16 protein-coding genes are annotated in these 17,138 nt (G+C 62.8%); 9 read left to right on the plus strand and 7 right to left on the minus strand.

Translation table 11 applies throughout. The features are described 5' to 3' along the window. Nucleotides 1-6 precede the first annotated feature (6 nt). Nucleotides 7-528 (minus strand): GNAT family N-acetyltransferase, encoded by a 522-nt coding sequence (locus tag ACODSM_RS02715; RefSeq protein ID WP_488804245.1) that lies wholly within the window; start codon nt 526-528, stop codon nt 7-9. Nucleotides 529-672: 144 nt separating this feature from the next. Here ACODSM_RS02715 and rpsP point away from each other — a divergent pair, with 144 nt between their 5' ends. The 6 genes from rpsP to ACODSM_RS02745 all read left to right on the plus strand — a co-directional run bounded on the left by rpsP (nt 673) and on the right by ACODSM_RS02745 (nt 4,732). Continuing rightward, a complete protein-coding gene (rpsP, locus tag ACODSM_RS02720; protein WP_015013104.1) occupies nt 673-924 on the plus strand; it encodes a 30S ribosomal protein S16 in 252 nt (83 codons plus the stop codon). 74 nt (nt 925-998) lie between these two features. Continuing rightward, a complete protein-coding gene (rimM, locus tag ACODSM_RS02725) occupies nt 999-1,571 on the plus strand; it encodes a ribosome maturation factor RimM (protein ID WP_015013105.1) in 573 nt (190 codons plus the stop codon). Nucleotides 1,572-1,600: 29 nt separating this feature from the next. Further along, complete coding sequence (gene trmD / locus ACODSM_RS02730; protein WP_488804246.1) at nt 1,601-2,359, plus strand: tRNA (guanosine(37)-N1)-methyltransferase TrmD; 759 nt, start codon at nt 1,601-1,603, stop codon at nt 2,357-2,359. Nucleotides 2,360-2,487: 128 nt separating this feature from the next. Next, nucleotides 2,488-2,871 (plus strand): 50S ribosomal protein L19, encoded by a 384-nt coding sequence (gene rplS, locus ACODSM_RS02735; RefSeq protein WP_060986900.1) that lies wholly within the window; start codon nt 2,488-2,490, stop codon nt 2,869-2,871. A gap of 97 nt (nt 2,872-2,968) precedes the next feature. Beyond that, nucleotides 2,969-3,688 (plus strand): CoA pyrophosphatase, encoded by a 720-nt coding sequence (locus ACODSM_RS02740; RefSeq protein ID WP_488804247.1) that lies wholly within the window; start codon nt 2,969-2,971, stop codon nt 3,686-3,688. A 57-nt stretch (nt 3,689-3,745) separates the two neighbouring features. Further along, nucleotides 3,746-4,732, plus strand: a complete 987-nt coding sequence (locus tag ACODSM_RS02745; protein ID WP_015013109.1) for a CobD/CbiB family protein — start codon at nt 3,746-3,748, stop codon at nt 4,730-4,732. A gap of 51 nt (nt 4,733-4,783) precedes the next feature. Here the strand turns inward: ACODSM_RS02745 and rsgA are convergent, their stop codons facing one another. From rsgA to ACODSM_RS02760, 3 genes are read right to left on the minus strand one after another with little or no spacing between them, the layout of a single operon-like run. Next, nucleotides 4,784-5,728, minus strand: coding sequence for a ribosome small subunit-dependent GTPase A (rsgA, locus tag ACODSM_RS02750; RefSeq protein ID WP_422849014.1), 945 nt, complete (start codon nt 5,726-5,728; stop codon nt 4,784-4,786). Nucleotides 5,729-5,740: 12 nt separating this feature from the next. Further along, nucleotides 5,741-6,079, minus strand: coding sequence for a 4a-hydroxytetrahydrobiopterin dehydratase (locus tag ACODSM_RS02755; protein ID WP_488804248.1), 339 nt, complete (start codon nt 6,077-6,079; stop codon nt 5,741-5,743). Next, complete coding sequence (locus ACODSM_RS02760) at nt 6,076-7,383, minus strand: M48 family metallopeptidase (RefSeq protein ID WP_488804249.1); 1,308 nt, start codon at nt 7,381-7,383, stop codon at nt 6,076-6,078. The genes ACODSM_RS02755 and ACODSM_RS02760 overlap by 4 nt, the downstream gene beginning before the upstream one ends. Before the next feature lie 37 nt (nt 7,384-7,420). Here ACODSM_RS02760 and orn point away from each other — a divergent pair, with 37 nt between their 5' ends. The 3 genes from orn to ACODSM_RS02775 all read left to right on the plus strand — a co-directional run bounded on the left by orn (nt 7,421) and on the right by ACODSM_RS02775 (nt 11,898). After that, a complete protein-coding gene (orn, locus tag ACODSM_RS02765; RefSeq protein WP_488804250.1) occupies nt 7,421-8,014 on the plus strand; it encodes an oligoribonuclease in 594 nt (197 codons plus the stop codon). A 385-nt stretch (nt 8,015-8,399) separates the two neighbouring features. After that, complete coding sequence (locus ACODSM_RS02770) at nt 8,400-10,271, plus strand: DEAD/DEAH box helicase (protein ID WP_488804251.1); 1,872 nt, start codon at nt 8,400-8,402, stop codon at nt 10,269-10,271. Nucleotides 10,272-10,425: 154 nt separating this feature from the next. Then, nucleotides 10,426-11,898: a sensor domain-containing diguanylate cyclase gene (locus ACODSM_RS02775; RefSeq protein WP_488804252.1), complete on the plus strand. Its 1,473-nt coding sequence runs from the start codon at nt 10,426-10,428 to the stop codon at nt 11,896-11,898. A gap of 12 nt (nt 11,899-11,910) precedes the next feature. Here the strand turns inward: ACODSM_RS02775 and ACODSM_RS02780 are convergent, their stop codons facing one another. From ACODSM_RS02780 to bcsA, 3 genes are all read right to left on the minus strand, one after another. Continuing rightward, complete coding sequence (locus ACODSM_RS02780) at nt 11,911-13,143, minus strand: multidrug effflux MFS transporter (RefSeq protein ID WP_488804253.1); 1,233 nt, start codon at nt 13,141-13,143, stop codon at nt 11,911-11,913. Nucleotides 13,144-13,314: 171 nt separating this feature from the next. Next, complete coding sequence (bcsG, locus tag ACODSM_RS02785) at nt 13,315-14,892, minus strand: cellulose biosynthesis protein BcsG (protein ID WP_488804254.1); 1,578 nt, start codon at nt 14,890-14,892, stop codon at nt 13,315-13,317. Continuing rightward, the gene (gene bcsA / locus ACODSM_RS02790) at nt 14,889-17,084 is read right to left on the minus strand and encodes a UDP-forming cellulose synthase catalytic subunit (RefSeq protein ID WP_488804255.1); all 2,196 of its coding nucleotides are present in this window, start codon (nt 17,082-17,084) and stop codon (nt 14,889-14,891) included. Before bcsA ends, bcsG begins: the two co-directional genes overlap by 4 nt. Between the last annotated feature and the right edge of the window lie 54 nt (nt 17,085-17,138).

Consider the following 17,138-nt stretch of genomic DNA (forward strand, 5'->3'; position numbering starts at 1 on the left):
GTCGCGTTATTCGGGAGAGGTGGTGTCGCCTGCGCCCAGGGTCTTTTCCATGAGCACGATGTCGCGCCAGGCGCCAAACTTCCAGCCCACCGAGCGCATGATGCCCACATCGGTAAAGCCCAGCGCCCGGTGCACGCCGATGGAGCCCGCGTTGGCCGAGTCGCCAATCACCGCCAGCAGCTTGCGCACGCCCACGGCCTCGGCCTGCACGGCCAGCTCGGCCAGCAGCTTGCGGCCCAGGCCCATGCCCCGGGCGCTGTCGGCCACGTAGATCGAGTCCTCGGCCGAGAAACGGTAGGCCGGACGGGGCTTGAACCAGTTGGCATAGGCAAAGCCCAGCACCTGTCCGCCCTGCTCGGCCACCAGCCAGGGCAGCCCGCGCGCCAGCACGTCAGCGCGGCGGCCTGCCATGTCGGCTTCGGAAGGGGGATCGATCTCGAACGTGCCCGTGCCGTGGAGCACATGGTGTTGGTAAATGGCGGTAATGGCGGGGATATCGCTGTCGGTGCTGGGGCGGATGGTGGACATTGGAACAAATAGATATAATCGCGGGCTTTGCAGCGTGTCGCTGGCCGGGTGGCCATGTCGCGTGTCTCAAGCGTTGCGAATATGGTTGCGAACACTGTGGCTTACGGCAAATGTTGCCGGAGTTCACCACCCGAAGGATAAATCATGGTCGTCATTCGACTCTCCCGCGGCGGCTCCAAGGGCCGTCCTTTCTTCAACATCGTCGTTGCTGACAAGCGCGTGCGCCGTGATGGCCGCTTTATCGAGCGCATCGGCTTCTACAACCCCACCGCCAAGGAATCCGAAGAAGGCCTGCGTATCGTGCAAGACCGTCTGGCTTACTGGGTGGGCGTGGGTGCCCAGTCCTCCCCCACGGTGGACCGCCTGATCAAGCAAGCCGCCAAGAAGGCTGCTTAAAGCTCCCCGAAAAGGGCGGGTTCCGTCGGCTGGTCTGGCGGAACCCGCCCTTTTCTCATTCTGGATTCACTGCCATGGCCACCACACCACTGACCCTCGAACCCGCAGAACTGCCTGCCGACGCCGTTGAAGTAGGGCGCATTGCAGATGCCTGGGGCGTCAAGGGCTGGTTCAAGGTGCTGCCGCACAGCAGCAATCCCGAGGCACTTTTTTCGTCCAAACGCTGGTACCTGCAGCCGTCCGAGCGCGGGGCCAAGACCTTCAACGGTACCGTGCTGCTGCCCATCCGCCAGGCCAAGGACCATTCGGACTCCGTGGTGGCCTGGGCGCAGGGCATTGACGACCGCAACGGCGCAGAGGCGTTGCGGGGCGCGCGGATTTTTGTGCCGCGTTCCAGTTTTCCATCCACTTCGGATGACGAGTACTACTGGGTCGATCTGATCGGCCTGTCGGTATTCAACCGCGAAGGCGTGGCGCTGGGCCAGGTGCGCGAGCTGATGTCCACCGGCCCCCAGACCGTGCTGGTACTGGCTTACGAGCAGGATGGCAAGGCGCAGGAGCGCATGATCCCGTTTGTCTCGGCCTTTGTGGACAAGGTGGATCTGGCCGAGAAGCGCATCACCGTCGACTGGCAGCCCGACTACTGACAGGCGCTCCCCGAGCCGCGCCGCACACCATGCGCTTTGACATCATCACCCTCTTTCCCGAGCTGTTTGCCCCCTTTCTGGCAAGCGGCGTGACCCGACGCGCCTATGCCAGCGGCCAGGTCGATGTGCGCCTGTGGAACCCCCGGGACTACGCCGACGGCAACTACCGCCGGGTGGATGACCGTCCGTTTGGCGGCGGCCCGGGCATGGTGATGATGGCCGAGCCCCTGGCGCGCTGCCTTGCGGCCATCCGGGCGGAGCGGGGTGAGCCCGAGGAGGCTCAGGCGCCGGTGGTGCTTTTCTCTCCCATCGGCGAGCCGTTGAACCACGCTGCGGTGGAGCGCTGGTCTGCCAGCGAGGGAGCGGTGTTGCTGTGTGGCCGCTACGAAGGCATCGACCAGCGGTTCATCGATGCGCATGTGACTGTGCAGATGAGCATGGGCGACTTCGTGCTCTCGGGGGGCGAGATTCCTGCCATGGCCTTGCTGGATGCGGTGGCGCGCCTGCAGCCCGGCGTGCTCAATGACGAGGGCAGCCACCAGCTCGACAGTTTCAATCCCGCGCTGGACGGCCTGCTGGACTGCCCGCACTACACCCGGCCGGAAGAGTGGGCGGGGCAGCAGGTGCCTGCAGCCCTCCTGTCGGGCCACCATGCGCAGATTGAGCGCTGGCGGCGCGATCAGCGCCTGGCCATCACGGCCCGCCATCGGCCCGATCTCATCGACGCCGCGCGCCAGGCAGGGCGTTTGGCACCCGCTGATGAGGCAGTATTGGCCAAGCTCGGCTGAATTGCTATAATCAAAGGCTTTTCGATCCTCTGGCCGGCCGTTTTGCTTGGGAGTTCTCCCGCAAAACACTGAGACGTCAATCCCGACGCAGCCATTTTTGGCGCGGACAAGATCACTAGGAAACTCACATGAACCTGATCCAGACCCTGGAAGCGGAAGAAATCGCCCGCTTGAACAAGTCCATCCCCGAATTCGCCCCTGGTGACACCGTCATCGTGAGCGTGAACGTGGTGGAAGGTAACCGCAAGCGCGTGCAGGCTTACGAAGGCGTGGTGATTGCCAAGCGCAATCGCGGCCTGAACAGCGGTTTCACCGTGCGCAAGATCTCCAGCGGTGAAGGCGTGGAACGTACGTTCCAGACCTACAGCCCGCTGATCGCCAGCATCGAAGTCAAGCGCCGTGGTGACGTGCGCCGTGCCAAGCTGTACTACCTGCGCGACCGCAGCGGCAAGTCGGCACGTATCAAGGAAAAGCTGCCTTCGCGCGTCAAGGCTGCTGCCACCGCCGCTTAATCCAAGCAAGGCGAGGGCCTGTCCTGACAAGCCGCTACAGCATCAGCCTGTAGCGGCTTTTTGTTTTTTGGTTCGTCAAAAACCTGCTTCGCTTCTTGTGAACCCTCCTTCTCCTCCTGCCGTCTCATCGGTCATCGCGCCACTGTCGAGCCTGCCCGACTTTGACCCCCGCATGGTGCCGGTGGTCGGGGTGGATGCGCATCTGCCTGCCGTGCCTCTGGCTGCGCAGACGCCCGATGCACTGCGTGCGCGCTTTGCGCAGCCGCCTCAGTGGGAGCCGGAGGTGGTGCTGGAAAAGAAGTTCATGAACCGCGAGCCAGCTCATGCGTCCGTGTTGCTGGCCATCGTCTTGCGCGAGCAACCCATGGTGCTGCTGACGGAGCGCACGGCACATCTGTCCACCCATTCCGGGCAGGTTGCCTTTCCGGGGGGGCGCGCCGATCCGGAAGACGCCAGCCCGGCCGAAACCGCCTTGCGCGAAGCACAGGAAGAGGTGGGCCTCGACCGTGCGTTTGTCGAGGTGCTGGGAACCTTGCCCACCTATGTGACCGGCTCATCGTTCATCATCACCCCCGTGGTCGCCTTGGTGCAGCCGGATTGTGTGCTGCGGCCCAACCCGTATGAAGTGGCCGATCTGTTCGAGGTGCCCTTGGCCTTCCTGCTGGACCCTGCGCATCACCGTCGCCATGTGTTCGATCGCGATGGCGTGCATCGCGAGTGGTTCTCCATGCCCTACGAGCAAGGCGGCAAAACCCATTTCATCTGGGGTGCTACGGCGGGCATGCTGCGCAATTTCTACCGCTTCATGCAGGCCTGAAGCTGCCGCACACGCGATGGGGCGCACCAGGGCGAAGCGCCAGTATCATTGCCCTCCATGAGTTTCTTCGCCATCCTGTTCGCTCTGCTGATCGAGCAGGCACGTCCCCTGGCTCGCAGCAATCCCATCCATGCTGGGCTGCGTGCATGGGCGCTGTCCGTGAGCCGCAATTTCGACGCGGGCAAATCGCACCACGGCTGGGTGGCGTGGAGCCTTGCTGTGCTTGTGCCTGCACTGGTCACACTGGCCATCCACTGGCTGCTGTTGTGGGGGCTGGGCTGGCCGTTTGCAGTGCTCTGGAGTGTGGCGGTGCTGTATGTCACGCTGGGTTTTCGGCAGTTCAGCCACCACTTCACTGGCATCCGTGATGCACTGGAAGAGGGGGACGAAGATGCGGCGCGCGAGCGCCTCGCGCACTGGCAGCAGGTGGATGTGGGCGCGCTGCCGCGCAGCGAGATCGTGCGCCATGTGATTGAGTATTCGGTGCTGGCCGCCCACCGGCACGTGTTTGGCGTGCTGGCCTGGTTCTCGGTGCTGGCCGCGCTGGGGCTGGGGCCAACGGGAGCGGTGCTGTATCGCCTGGCTGAATTTGTCTCCCGCTACTGGCACTACAAGCAGCGTACCGGTGCGCTGCCGGCCAGCGAATCCCTGCAGCAGGCCTCGGCGCAGGCCTGGACCGCCATCGACTGGCTGCCGGCGCGGCTCACGGCACTGAGTTTTGCGGTGGTGGGCAGCTTTGAAGAAGCGATTGAAGGCTGGCGTTTTCACGCGCAGCGGTTTCCCAACGACAACGATGGTGTGGTGCTCGCCGCGACAGCCGGGGCCATCAATGTGCGCCTGGGCGGTGAGGCGCTGAAGGCACGCACCGAGCTGCATGCACCGCAGGGCTTGGAGATCGACGCCGACATGGGCGACAGCGACTCCACCCCCGGCCGCGAGCCGGAAGTGGGCCACCTGCGCAGCGTGGTCGGCCTGGTGTGGCGCTCGGTGGTGGTCTGGATGCTGCTGCTGGCGTTGCTCACGCTGGCGCGCTTGCTGGGCTAGCGGGTCACGGCCTGCGGACGCTGTGTTGAGCAGCGCTTCGGGGGGAGGCCATCAATACCGGGTGTGGCTCAGCTCTTCAAATAAATCGCTATATATCTTGTAGCGGGAAGGGCTTATTCCACCAGCGCTTGGGCCACTTTTTACTGCATCCAGCACGCCACAGCCCGGCTCGTGCAGGTGGGTGCAGTTGTAGAACTTGCAGGCCGTCGCGTGTTCGGCGATATCAGGCATGCAGGCGGCCAGCTGCATGGGGGCGATATGGTGGAGCCCGAATTCCTGGAACCCTGGCGAGTCGATCAGCGCCGTGGTGCGCGCCGCATCCATCCAGTACCAGTGGGTGCTGGTGGTGGTGTGTTTGCCCGAGTTCAGCGCTTGCGATATTTCGCCAGTCAGCACAGAAGCACCGGGCACCAGCAGGTTGATCAGGGTGCTTTTGCCTGAGCCCGACGGGCCCAGCACCAGAGTGGTCTTGCCTTGCAGGTGTTCCATCAGCAGGGCGCGGTCCACATCGCTGGACAGCGCCAGCGACAGCGGCAGTACACCGTAGTGTTTGCCTGCGCCCATGTGTCGGTAGGGCAGTAGGCGCTCCCATGCGCGGGCGAAGGGCTCGACCAGATCACTCTTGTTGAGGGCGATGATGGGCTTGATGCCCTCAGCTTCTGCCGCAATCAGTGCGCGGGACAGCTGGCTTTCCGAGAACACCGGCTCTGCCGCAATCAGGATGAGCACCTGATCCAGATTGGCGGCGAAGGATTTGGTGCGGATCTCGTCCTGGCGGTAAAACAGATTGCGCCGCTCTTTGACCTTTTCGATGGTGCCTTCTTCGCCTTGGCCGGGTGGCGGTGCCTGCCACAGCACGTGGTCGCCAACGACGGCTTGGCTTTTTTTGCCACGGGGGTGGCAGATGCGGCGCTCCCCATCCGGGGTCTCGACCATGCAGTGGCGCCCATGGCTGGCCACCACGGTACCTTCCATGAGGGCGCTGCGCTCAGCCATGGTGGGCCTGTGTCATGGCGCGACCAGCGCGTCGAACTGTGTGGCGCACTCGAAGTCGGTGCTGGAGATGCCGTGCACGTCGTGCGTGTTCAGCCGTACCACGCAACGGTTGTAGTGCACCGACAGATCGGGGTGGTGGTCTTGCGCGTTGGCGATGAACGCCAGTGCGTTCACGAACGAGATGGTCTCGTAGTAATTGGCAAAGTGGTAGGTCTTTTCGATGGCGACGTTGGCGCCGTCGCCGCTGAGGCTCCAGCCTTCCAGCTTGGCCAGATTTGCTACGACTTCTGTAGCTGTCAGCGCACGACGGGGCAGCGTGGACCAGTCTTTTTTCTTCAACATGGTAGTCATGGGTGGGCAGGGGTTTGCATGCGCGCCAGCCGTTCTGTGGCAGGTGGATGCGAGTAGTAAAACTTCACGTACACCGGATCGGGTGTGAGCGTGGAGGCATTGTCTTCATACAGCTTGAGCAGGGCCGACGACAGATCGGCGCCGCTGGCTTGGGCCACCGCGTACGCATCCGCCTGGAACTCATGGCGGCGCGATTGCTGTGAAAACAGCGGCGAGATGAAGAAGGTAAACACCGGCACGACCAGCATGAACAGCAGCAATGCCAGCGCGTCATTGGGAGCAGCTGCCATGGCCGGGTCCAGCGAGATATTGGGCCGCACACCCAGTCCGGTGTAGAACCAGACCTGCGTGGAGAGCCAGCCCAGCAGCGCAAAGCCGGCCAGGCTCAGCGCAAACATCATCACGACACGCTGGACGATGTGGCGGTGCTTGAAGTGGCCCAGCTCATGGGCCAGCACGGCCTCTACCTCGCTGGGGGCCAGCTGGCGCAGCAGGGTGTCGTAGAACACCACGCGCTTGGCGGCACCAAAGCCCGTGAAGTAGGCGTTGGCGTGGGCGCTGCGGCGGCTGCCGTCCATCACAAACAGGCCCTTGGCCGAGAAACCGCAGCGCTGCATGAGTGCCGTCACGCGGGCTTTGAGCGATTCATCTTCCAGTGGCTGGAATTTGTTGAACAGCGGTGCGATGAAGGTAGGGTAGATCACCATCAGCAGCAGGTTGAAACCCATCCAGAAGCACCAGGCCCACAGCCACCACAGTGGGCCTGCAGCGCCCATCAGCCAGAGGATCAGTGCGGCAATCGGCAGCCCGATGATGGCGCCCACCAGCAGGCCCTTGAGGGCATCCGCCAGCCACAGGCGCCAGGTCATCTTGTTGAAGCCAAACCGTTCTTCCACCACGAAGGTCTGGTACAGCGACAGGGGCAGGTCGATCAGTCCGCTGATGGCAGCAAAGGCCACCAGCAATGCCATCTGTTGCCACATGCCGCCACCCAGCGCGCCAAGCAGTGCCTGGTTCAGTGCATCCAGGCCGCCCAGCAAGGTCCAGCCCAGCAGCACTGCCGCGCCCAGCGCCATCTCCAGCATGCCCAGGCGGGCTTTGGTGATGGTGTAGTCAGCCGCCTTCTGGTGTGCGGCCAGCGCGATGCGTTCGGCAAACGGGGCGGGAACTGCATCGCGGTGGCGGGCCACATGCCGGACCTGGCGTGTCGCCAGCCAGAACTTGAGGGCCAGGCCCAGCAGCAGCGCGGCGGCAAAGGCCAGGGTGAGCAGCAAAGAGGGAGAAATGTCGTCAGAGGCGGGCATGTGCGGCGAGTTTAGGCCATCGGCGACAATGCGCGCCATGTCAGAAGCCAACAACCCCACCCCTGCCACGCTTGCCAAATCCGACCAGAACCTGGTCTGGCTGGACTGTGAAATGACCGGCCTGGAGCCCGACACCGACCGCCTGCTGGAGATCGCTGTGGTCGTGACCGGCCCGAGCCTCGAACCCCGCGTCGAAGGCCCCGTGTTCGCCATCCACCAGTCGGACGAATTGCTGAACAAGATGGATGCCTGGAACAAGGGAACGCACGGCCGCAGTGGCCTGATCGACAAGGTGAAGGCGTCCACGGTGACGGAAGAGGAAGCGGAGCAGCAGATCCTTGCCTTCCTGGCCCAGTACGTGCCCAAGGGCGCTGCGCCCATGTGCGGCAACAGCATTGGCCAGGACCGGCGTTTCCTGGTGCGCTACATGCCCAAGCTCGAAAAGTTTTTTCACTACCGCAACGTGGATGTGAGCACGCTCAAGGAACTGGCCAAGCGCTGGAAACCCGAGGCCTACACGAGCTTCAAGAAGGCGCAAAAACACACGGCGCTGGCGGATGTGCATGAGTCCATCGACGAACTTGCACATTACCGCCAGCACCTGTTAGCGGTAGAGGTGAAAGCGCCTTGAGTTGCCAACCCTCCTCCGATGCAAGGAGGGGCAAGAATCCCTCGAGGCGCCGAGCTCAACGGGCTTGCTTCGCTTGGGGGAAGATCGAATTCTTCGTATTCGGAAGGCTCCTCAAGCGAGGGATAGGGATGGGGGTTGCGGGGAAACCCTTAACCGTGCGATAATCTACGGCTGCGCAGGAAATCCTCGCAGTTTGTGCATCTCCCCTCACACACCGGGCTTGCCAGCCGACTGTCTTCGACAGTGCAGGGCTAGCGAACAACGCCCACCCGCACCGGCCTCCACAGAGAGCCAACGCAGGTTTCGTTTGATGGTTGATGTTTTTTAACCATTGACGAAGCCCCTCGCAGGCGCTGCCTGCGATCGTCTTCGTGAGAGAAAAATCATGACCGACACCTCTTTGGTGCAGGGCGAATTCGCGCCTGCCGATACTTCCTTTGCTGCCGACGTTTCCGTGCAGTCTTCCCCTCTGGACGCCGTGATGGCATCTGCCATTGAGGCCGATGCCGCTGTGTCCGCTGAACCCAACGGTTTTGTGGAGCTGGGCCTGGCGCCTGAACTCGTTCAGGCGGTGGCCGACCTGGGCTACACGCAGCCCACGGGCGTTCAGCTCAAGGCCATTCCCCTGGCCATGGGAAGCGGCAACGACTCCACCAAGTTCATCGACCTGATGGTTTCCAGCCAGACCGGCTCGGGCAAGACAGCTGCATTCCTGTTGCCCGTGCTGCACACCCTGATCAAGCAGCAGGCCGCCGCCGATGCCGAAGAACGCGCCGCTTTCGAGCGCGCTGTTGCAGAGGCTGCCGCACGTGGCGAACCTGCCCCCAAGCGCGCCAAGCGCAAGGACCCCACCAGCTCGCGCAACTTCAAGGCAGCGACCCCTGGCGCGCTGATTCTGTGCCCCACGCGTGAACTGGCGCAGCAAGTTGCGCACGACGCGATCGACCTGGTCAAGCATTGCCGCGGTCTGCGCGTGGCCAACGTGGTGGGTGGCATGCCTTACCAACTGCAGATTGCCAAGTTGCAGAACGCCAACCTCGTGGTGGCAACCCCTGGCCGCCTGCTGGACCTGCAGCGCTCGATGCAGATCAAGCTCGACAAGGTGCAGTTCCTGGTGGTGGACGAAGCCGACCGCATGCTCGATCTGGGCTTCTCGGACGACCTGGCAGAGCTGAACCAGCTGACCAGCCAGCGCAAGCAGACCATGATGTTCAGCGCGACTTTTGCCCCGCGCATTCAGCAACTGGCCATGCGCGTGATGCACGACGGTGGTTCGTCGGTACAAAAGGTGACCATCGATTCGCCGCAAGAGAAGCACGCCAACATCAAGCAGGTGCTGTACTGGGCTGACAACGCCCAGCACAAGCGCAAGATGCTCGACCACTGGTTGCGTGACACCACTATCAACCAGGCTATCGTCTTTGCCAGCACCCAGGTGGAGTGCGATGGTCTGGCCAACGACCTGCAGCAAGACGGTTTCTCCGCCGTGGCGCTGCATGGCGCCCTGAGCCAGGGTCTGCGCAATCGTCGCCTGATGGCGCTGCGCGCGGGTCAGGTACAGATCCTGGTGGCGACCGATGTGGCTGCCCGTGGCATCGACGTGCCCACCATTACCCACGTGTTCAACTTCGGCCTGCCCATGAAGGCTGAGGATTACACCCACCGCATCGGCCGTACTGGCCGTGCGGGCCGCGATGGCCTGGCCGTCACGTTTGCCGAGTTCCGCGATCGCCGCAAGATCTACGACATTGAGTCGTACAGCCGCCAGCAGTTCAAGGCCGAAGTGATTCCGGGCATGGAGCCTTCGCAGCGCGCACCGCAGGCGCCTCGCGGTGGGGACTTTGGTGGTGGCCGTGGCCGCTCGTATGACAACCGCGACAACCCATCGCGTGGCCGTTTCGGTGGTCCCGCACGCGGTGGCAACGACCGTGGTGGTTTCGGTGGTGGCTTTGGCGGCGGTTTTGCCGGCCGTGACAATCGCGGCGCGCCTGCCCGTGGTGAAGGCAGCGGTTTTGCAGGCCGCGACGATCGCGGCGGTGATCGTGGTTTTGCCCCACGCCGTGACAGCGAGGGTTATGGCCGCAAGCCTGGTTTTGGCGACACAGGCCGTGGTGGCTTTGCTCCCCGTGGCGACGCGGGTGCACCGCGCGGTGATTTCGCACCCCGCAAGCCCGCGTTTGCCAAGCCTGCGGGTGGTGGCGGCAAGCCTTTCGTGGCCCACGACGCCCGCAAGCGTCCTGCTCGCCCGGCTCGCTGAGCGTTGAGGGTTATTGGCGCTAGTTAGCTAGCTAGTGCCGCTCCCGTTGCAAAGGCTGGTACCGCAAGGTGCCGGCCTTTTTTCATGGTGGCTGCCCGGTGTGTCGCAGAGGCGGCGGGCGGCTCGTCAATAATGGCCTCCGGAGGAATCTGCTGTGTCGTCTTCTTTATCTTCGGGTGCGGACTTTGAGCACATGTTCGGGCTGGCGCCGGTGTCACTCTGGCTGGAGGACTACAGCGCGCTCAAGCAGCTTTTTGATCAGTGGCGTGCCGAAGGTGTGACCGACATCCGCCAGTTCCTGGCCCAGGACCCGGCCCGCCTGAGGGCCTGCAGTGCCGCCCTCAAAGTGCTCAAGGTGAATCAGCGCACGCTGGATCTGTTTGCCGCCGAGAGCCAGCATATCCTGGAAGCCAACCTGGACAAGGTGTTTCGGGACGACATGCACGACGCGGTGGCGCATGAGCTGTCGCAGTTGTGGGATGGGCAACTGGAGTTTTCCAACCAGACTGTGAACTACGCGCTCGACGGTCGACGGCTGGATGTGCAGATCCGTGCGCGCATCCTGCCCGGCTATGAGGACAATTGGAGCCGTGTGCTCGTGTCGCTGGAGGATGTGACGGCCACCGTGCGCGCAGGGGCGGAGCTGCGCCGTAGCGAGCGGTACGCTCGCGACCTGTTCGAGCATTCACCCGTGTCCTTGTGGGTGGAGGACTTCAGCGCGGTCAAGAGCCTGCTTGATGGTGTGCGTGCGCAGGGCATCGACGATTTCAAGACATTCATTCGGGTGCATCCCGAGTTCGTGACACGTTGCATGCACGAAATCCGGGTGATTGACGTGAACCAGCAGACCCTGCGCATGTTCGGTGCAGAGAGCAAGGAGATGCTGCTGAACAACATTGGCCGGGTGTTTCGCGGGGAGATGCACGAGTCCTTTGCGGAGCAGTTGCTGGACCTGTGGGAGGGCAAGACCTTTCAGCAGCGCGAAGTGGTCAATTACGCACTGTCTGGCGATGCGGTGCATATCCACATGCAATTCTCGGTGCTGGCCGACCACATGAGCGACTGGGGTCTGGTGCTCCTGTCGCTGGTGGACATCACGGCGCGCAAGAAGGCTGAGGCCTACCTGGAGTACCTGGGCAAGCACGATGTGCTCACGCAGTTGCGCAACCGGGCGTTTTACGCCGAGGAACTCAACCGTCTGACCCGCAAGGGCCCCTGGCCTTTGTCCATCATCGCCATCGACCTCAATGGGCTCAAGGTGGTGAACGACGAGCAGGGCCATGCGGCGGGAGACTCCATGCTGCGCCGCGTTGGCGAGGTCTTGGCCAAGGCTGTGGATGCACCGGCCTGTGCAGCACGCATTGGCGGCGATGAGTTCACGGTGTTGTTACCCGGTACGGATGAACGTGGAGCCATGGCCCTGCAGGAACGCATCTTGTCGATGCTCGAACTCAACAACCAGTTCTACCCTGGCCAGCACCTCAGCCTGGCCATGGGAATCGCCTGTTGCCAGTCGGGCGATGCGGTGGAGGCTGCAATCCACCGTGCAGACCAAATGATGTACGCGGAAAAGAACCGCTACTACCAGCAAAAGAACGTGGATCGGCGGCAGTCTGGCAGTCCTTGATCCGCAGGTGGATCAGAGGTGGACCGGGGTGCGGCCGATCTCGGGCCAGCGATGGTGCAGAAAGATCCACGACAGCATGCCAATGCACAGCATCAGCAGTGATGACAGTGCCAGCAAAACCGTGGAATGCATCACCAGTGGCGCAATGAGGCCCGCCACCAGCCCATTGGCCGTCGAACCGACAAACGCCTGCATGGACGAGGCCATGCCTCGCCGCTCCGGGTAGAGGTCCAGTACCAGCAGCGTCACCACGGGCACCATCAGCGCCCAGCCAAAAGAAAAGATCGCAATGGGTGCGAGTGCCCACCAGGCGTGGGCGGTGAACAGGAGATTGGCGCCCAGGTTCAACACGGCCACCGAAAACATGATGACGAACCCGTGGCGGATCTGGCGCTTGGGCGGAATGCGTCCCGCCAGCCTTCCGCTGAGCCATGCACCGCCCATGATCCCTGAAATGGTGAGCACAAAAAACCAGAAAAACTGTGTCGGTGCCAGCGACAGGTGCTCGCCCAGAAACGCAGGGGCCGACAGCACGTACAGGAACATGCCATTGAAGGGAACGCCGCTGGCCAGCGCCAGCAGCACAAAGCGTGCACTGGTGCCCAGCTGCATGTAGCCCCGCATCAGGTGGCGCACATGAAAGGGCTGGCGCTGCTCCACATGGAGGGTCTCTGGCAGCAGCCGGAAGTTGGCAGTCCACAGGGCAACGCCCACCACGGTCAGGAACCAGAAAATGCTGTGCCAACCCGCGTGGACAAACAGCCAGCCACCAATGATGGGTGCAATCGCCGGAGCCACCCCAAAGTAGATGGTCACCTGGCTCATGACCTTCTGGGCCTGTGCCGGGGGGAACATGTCGCGGATCACCGCACGCGAGACCACGATGCCTGCCCCCGTGGACAAACCTTGCAGCGCGCGGAAAAAGACCAGTTGCCCAATCGTTTGTGACAGGGCGCATCCGGCGGAGGCGAGCGTGAACACGGCAATGCCCCACAAGATCACAGGCCTGCGCCCGAAGCTGTCCGCCAGCGCGCCATGGAACAGGCTCATGAATGCAAAGCCGAAAAGGTAGGCCGACAGCGTCTGCTGCATCTCCACCGGCGTGGCTCCCAGCGCCGCGGCGATGCCTGAGAACGCGGGGATGTAGGTGTCGATGGAGAAAGGCCCGAGCATGCCCAGCACAGCCAGCAGGATCGCGAGCGCCCAGCGGGGTGCTTTCCAGAGCAGATGGGCTTGAGGATTCATGGATGGAGACCGATGGAGTTGCAGACGCGCGGAAGGACATCACACCGCCGTGCCATTGCGGGATGGCGCGGAGTGCGGATGGATTATGCGGGACGCACTTGGGCGTCTGTGAAAGAGGGGCACCGTCGCGCAACCCCCTGGTCACGCCCCTTCGGCTTCAAGCCAACGCCTTCAGTAGTTGTAGGGAACCCATTCGCCGTTCCCCGAGCGCATCAGGTACTTGCCTTCCATGTTGCGCATCACGATCACATCGGCGTTCTCTGAAACAAACGGGGTAGTGACCGGTGTCGCGAGCCGCTCTGCCAGAGGGCGTGCGGAGTTGGCGTAAGGGTTGTCGCGAATTAGATCGCCCAGCAAGGTGTACAAGCCCAGATAGCTCATCGGCTGGTTCACGACCAGGGGACCGGGAGGAGGGGATGCCTCTGATGCCTTCATGCCCACCAGCTTCACCGCAGCCGGGACAAGGGTGATGCGGGGGCCGGGAATCTCCCGCATGCCCGACATCTGGATCTTGTCTCCGCGCAGCGACGCCCCATGCTCGGGAACCAGCATCACGACAACGGGGCGTCCAGATGACTCCAGCTCAGAGATGAACTTGTCGAAGTCGGCGAGCAGTTGCACTAGGCGGGGCTTGAACGTCTCCAGGCTGTTGCGTGAAGCCATGCCCGGTACGCGATTGCCATCGTGCAGCGAGATGGTGTTGTAGTACAGCGCTACCGGTCCGGTACTGCGGTCAGTGCTGCGCTTCTTCCACCACTGCGCCAGCAGGGCATGGTCGTTGTAGATGGGCGAGCCATCAAAATTCTGCATGTGGACGGGTGCCCCCTGGTTGGATTGCAGCTTGCCCGCAAGACCTCCGCGTTGCTCCAGCGCATGCGCAAACTCTTCATACACCCCGTCGTGGTTGAGCAGCGCAGCGGTCTGGTAGCCCACTTTCTCCAGGTTGGGAAATACATAACACTGCGGATCGATGCCCTCGTACAGCTTGGTGTGCGGTGTTTGTCCGCAGGTGCCGTGCAATACCCGCAACGAGGCCGGCCCGCTGTAGCTGGCGGCACTGTTGAAGTTCGTGAACAGCACATCAAAGCGCTTGAGGAACGGGTTGTCGCGCTGTCCTACAAAGTCCATGTCGTCCCATGAGAGGGAACAGACATGCAGCAAGATGATGTCGAACGCGGGTGGTCCGTTGGGCGCGGTGAACTGAACGCGCCGCTGGCTTTCGCTGGCGTAAAAGCGCTGCAGCAGGGCGTCTGGTGACGTGTCCTGACTGTCGTTGGGCGCAGCAGCCGAATTCGATCCATTGGCTGCAGCCATGGTGGTTGTAGATGTAGCTGCCTGCTCCTGCAAGGCCGCGACCACCGGCACGCTCAACAACGCCAGCAATGCAAAGGTTCCTGCACGCACCCGCCGGGCCAGTGCCGAATAAAGCACGATACCGGCCAATCCCACCAGCAGCATTTCAGGGTTGAACACCCGCTGGGCGAGTTCCAGCCAGTAGTCTGCGCTGAAACCGCTCAGCGCTTTGAGCTGTGACAGCACGCGCGCCGGGCTGGGGAGGTATGAGTCGGCATACAGCAGTGCGATGGCTGCCGGTATGGCGATGGCCGTGCGTGCACGTCGCCACCCGTTGTGCGCAATGGGGGGCAGCATGGACGCCCACAACAGCAGGTTCAGCCACCAGTTCAGGCCGATGTAGCCACCAAAGTACAAACCTACCTTGGCAAGGAAAATCAGGTGCCAGAAGCTCATGCCGGCAGCCTTTCTTGCCCGCGCTGTTTGCGAAGGGGCCATCGGCTCCGTGCCGATTCCACCAGCGAAGCCCAGAACTTGCGGTAGCCCAGAACACCCAGCTGCGCGATTTCCTGCAGGCCATGCAAAGGCCGGTCGGTATCGTGGCTGTCGTTCCATTGCGTCCAGGTGTCGGGGCGGGCAAAGGTGCACTGCACCAGGTCGATTTGTTGTTCGCGCGTCATGGGGTCAAACTGAAAACCGGTGGCGCTCTGGCCCCTGTGCAGCATCACCGTGGCGGGAAAGACGCATTCCGAATCGTTGCGCCACAGTCCTACCTGCACCTTGTCTCCTACGGTCAGCGGTATGCCTTCAGGCAACTGCAGGCCCACACCGGTCATGGAAAAGTCGATACAAACGGCCCGTAGCACTGTCCCATCGTCCAGGTACAAGGTCGCAGGCAATCGCGTGGCCACGCGGTGCATGCGCCGCACCTGGCGGGCCTCGGACGCCACACCCAATGCGGCACCTAGCATGAGGATGCTGTAGACCGTCCACAGCAGGTTGAGGAGCACGGTGGCGGTTTCCTCGGTGTTCCAGAAGAACAGGCGCAACAGGCCCATGCCAAAGGCCGCAAAGTTCAGCACAACCAGAATGGTGTAGGGGCGGGAGATCACCCAGTCGAAATACGGCTCATCCACCAGCCCGCCCTTGGCTGTCACGTTGAACTTGCCCAAGCGCGGGTTGATCAACGCCACCGTGGTGGGCAGGGCCACATACCAGGCCAACACCGTCTCGTAGACCTCCGCCCAGAAGGTGTGCCGGTGCTCGCCTTGCACGTGCGCATTGGCAATGTTGGACTGCAGGATGTACGGCAGCACGTACAGCGCAATCATGATGGCGCCTGCATTGATGATGTGCCATTCAAAAAACAGGAAGGCCATGGGCGCGGTGAGGAACACCAGCCGCGGCAGCCCGAAGAAGAAGTGCACCATGGCATTGGCGTAGCAGATGCGCTGCCACAGCGTGAGCCCCTTGCCCAGAAACGGGTTGTCCACGCGAAAGATCTGCGCCATGCCGCGCGCCCAGCGGATGCGCTGGCCCACGTGGGCCGACAGGCTCTCGGTGGCCAGGCCCGCGGCCTGCGTCTCGTTGATGTAGGCCGTGGTGTAGCCGCGCCGGTGCAGCTTGAGCGCGGTGTGCGCATCCTCGGTCACGGTTTCTACGGCAATGCCGCCCACTTCCAGCAAAGGGCCGCGCCGTATCACTGCGCAGGAGCCGCAGAAGAACGTGGCGTTCCAGAAATCATTGCCATCCTGAATCAGCCCGTAGAACAGCGCACCCTCGTTGGGGACGCGGCGGAAGGTGCCCAGGTTGCGCTCAAACGGGTCGGGCGAGAAGAAGTGGTGCGGCGTCTGCAGCATCGCGCACTTCGGGTCGCGCTGGAACCAGCCCACGGCCGTGGTCAGGAAGGAGCGTGTGGGGATGTGGTCGCAGTCGAAAATGGCAACCAGCTCACCATCAGTCTTTTTGAGCGCGTGGTTCAGGTTGCCAGCCTTGGCGTGGTTGTTGTCGGGCCGCACGATGTAGCCCACCCCCATGGATTCAGCGAATGCACGGAATTCCTCGCGCCGCCCATCGTCCAGGATGAAGACCTTGACCTTGTCTTTGGGCCAGTCCAGTGCCATCGACGCCAGCACTGTGGTGCGCACCACGCTCAACGGCTCGTTGTAGGTGGGGATATACACATCCACCGTGGGCCAGGACGCGGGCGTACCTTGCAGCTCCGCCGGACGGCGGTGCAGGGGCCAGGCCGTCTGTATGAAGCCCAGTACCACCACCAGCCAGGTGTAGGCCTCTGCCGCCAGCAGGCCATAGCCCAGGAAGGACTCGATGACCGAGTCGAATTCAATCGACGAAGTCAGGCGCCACCAGGCATAACGCCCCATGGCCAGCAGGCTGATGGCTGCAAGCGCCAGCGATGGATAGCGGCCCGGCAGGCGCCGGAGCACCAGGGAAAGCCCCCAGCAGAGCAGCATGAACAACAGTTGCCCAAACCAGTTGAATGGGGTGGTCATGACGACCAGGCCGGTGACTGCCCCCACTGCCAGAATCACCCAGCGCAGACCCGGAATCTCCAAGGCCGGTGTGAGCCACTGGTCTGCCAGCCGCATGCCCTTGCCCACGTTGACGTGGGTGGCCAGGCGGTCCATGGCCCGCAGGAAAAGCCGGATTGGCCAGAAAAGGAGATTCAGTGCGAATGCCAC

This window comes from Acidovorax sp. FG42 (genome assembly GCF_057809195.1).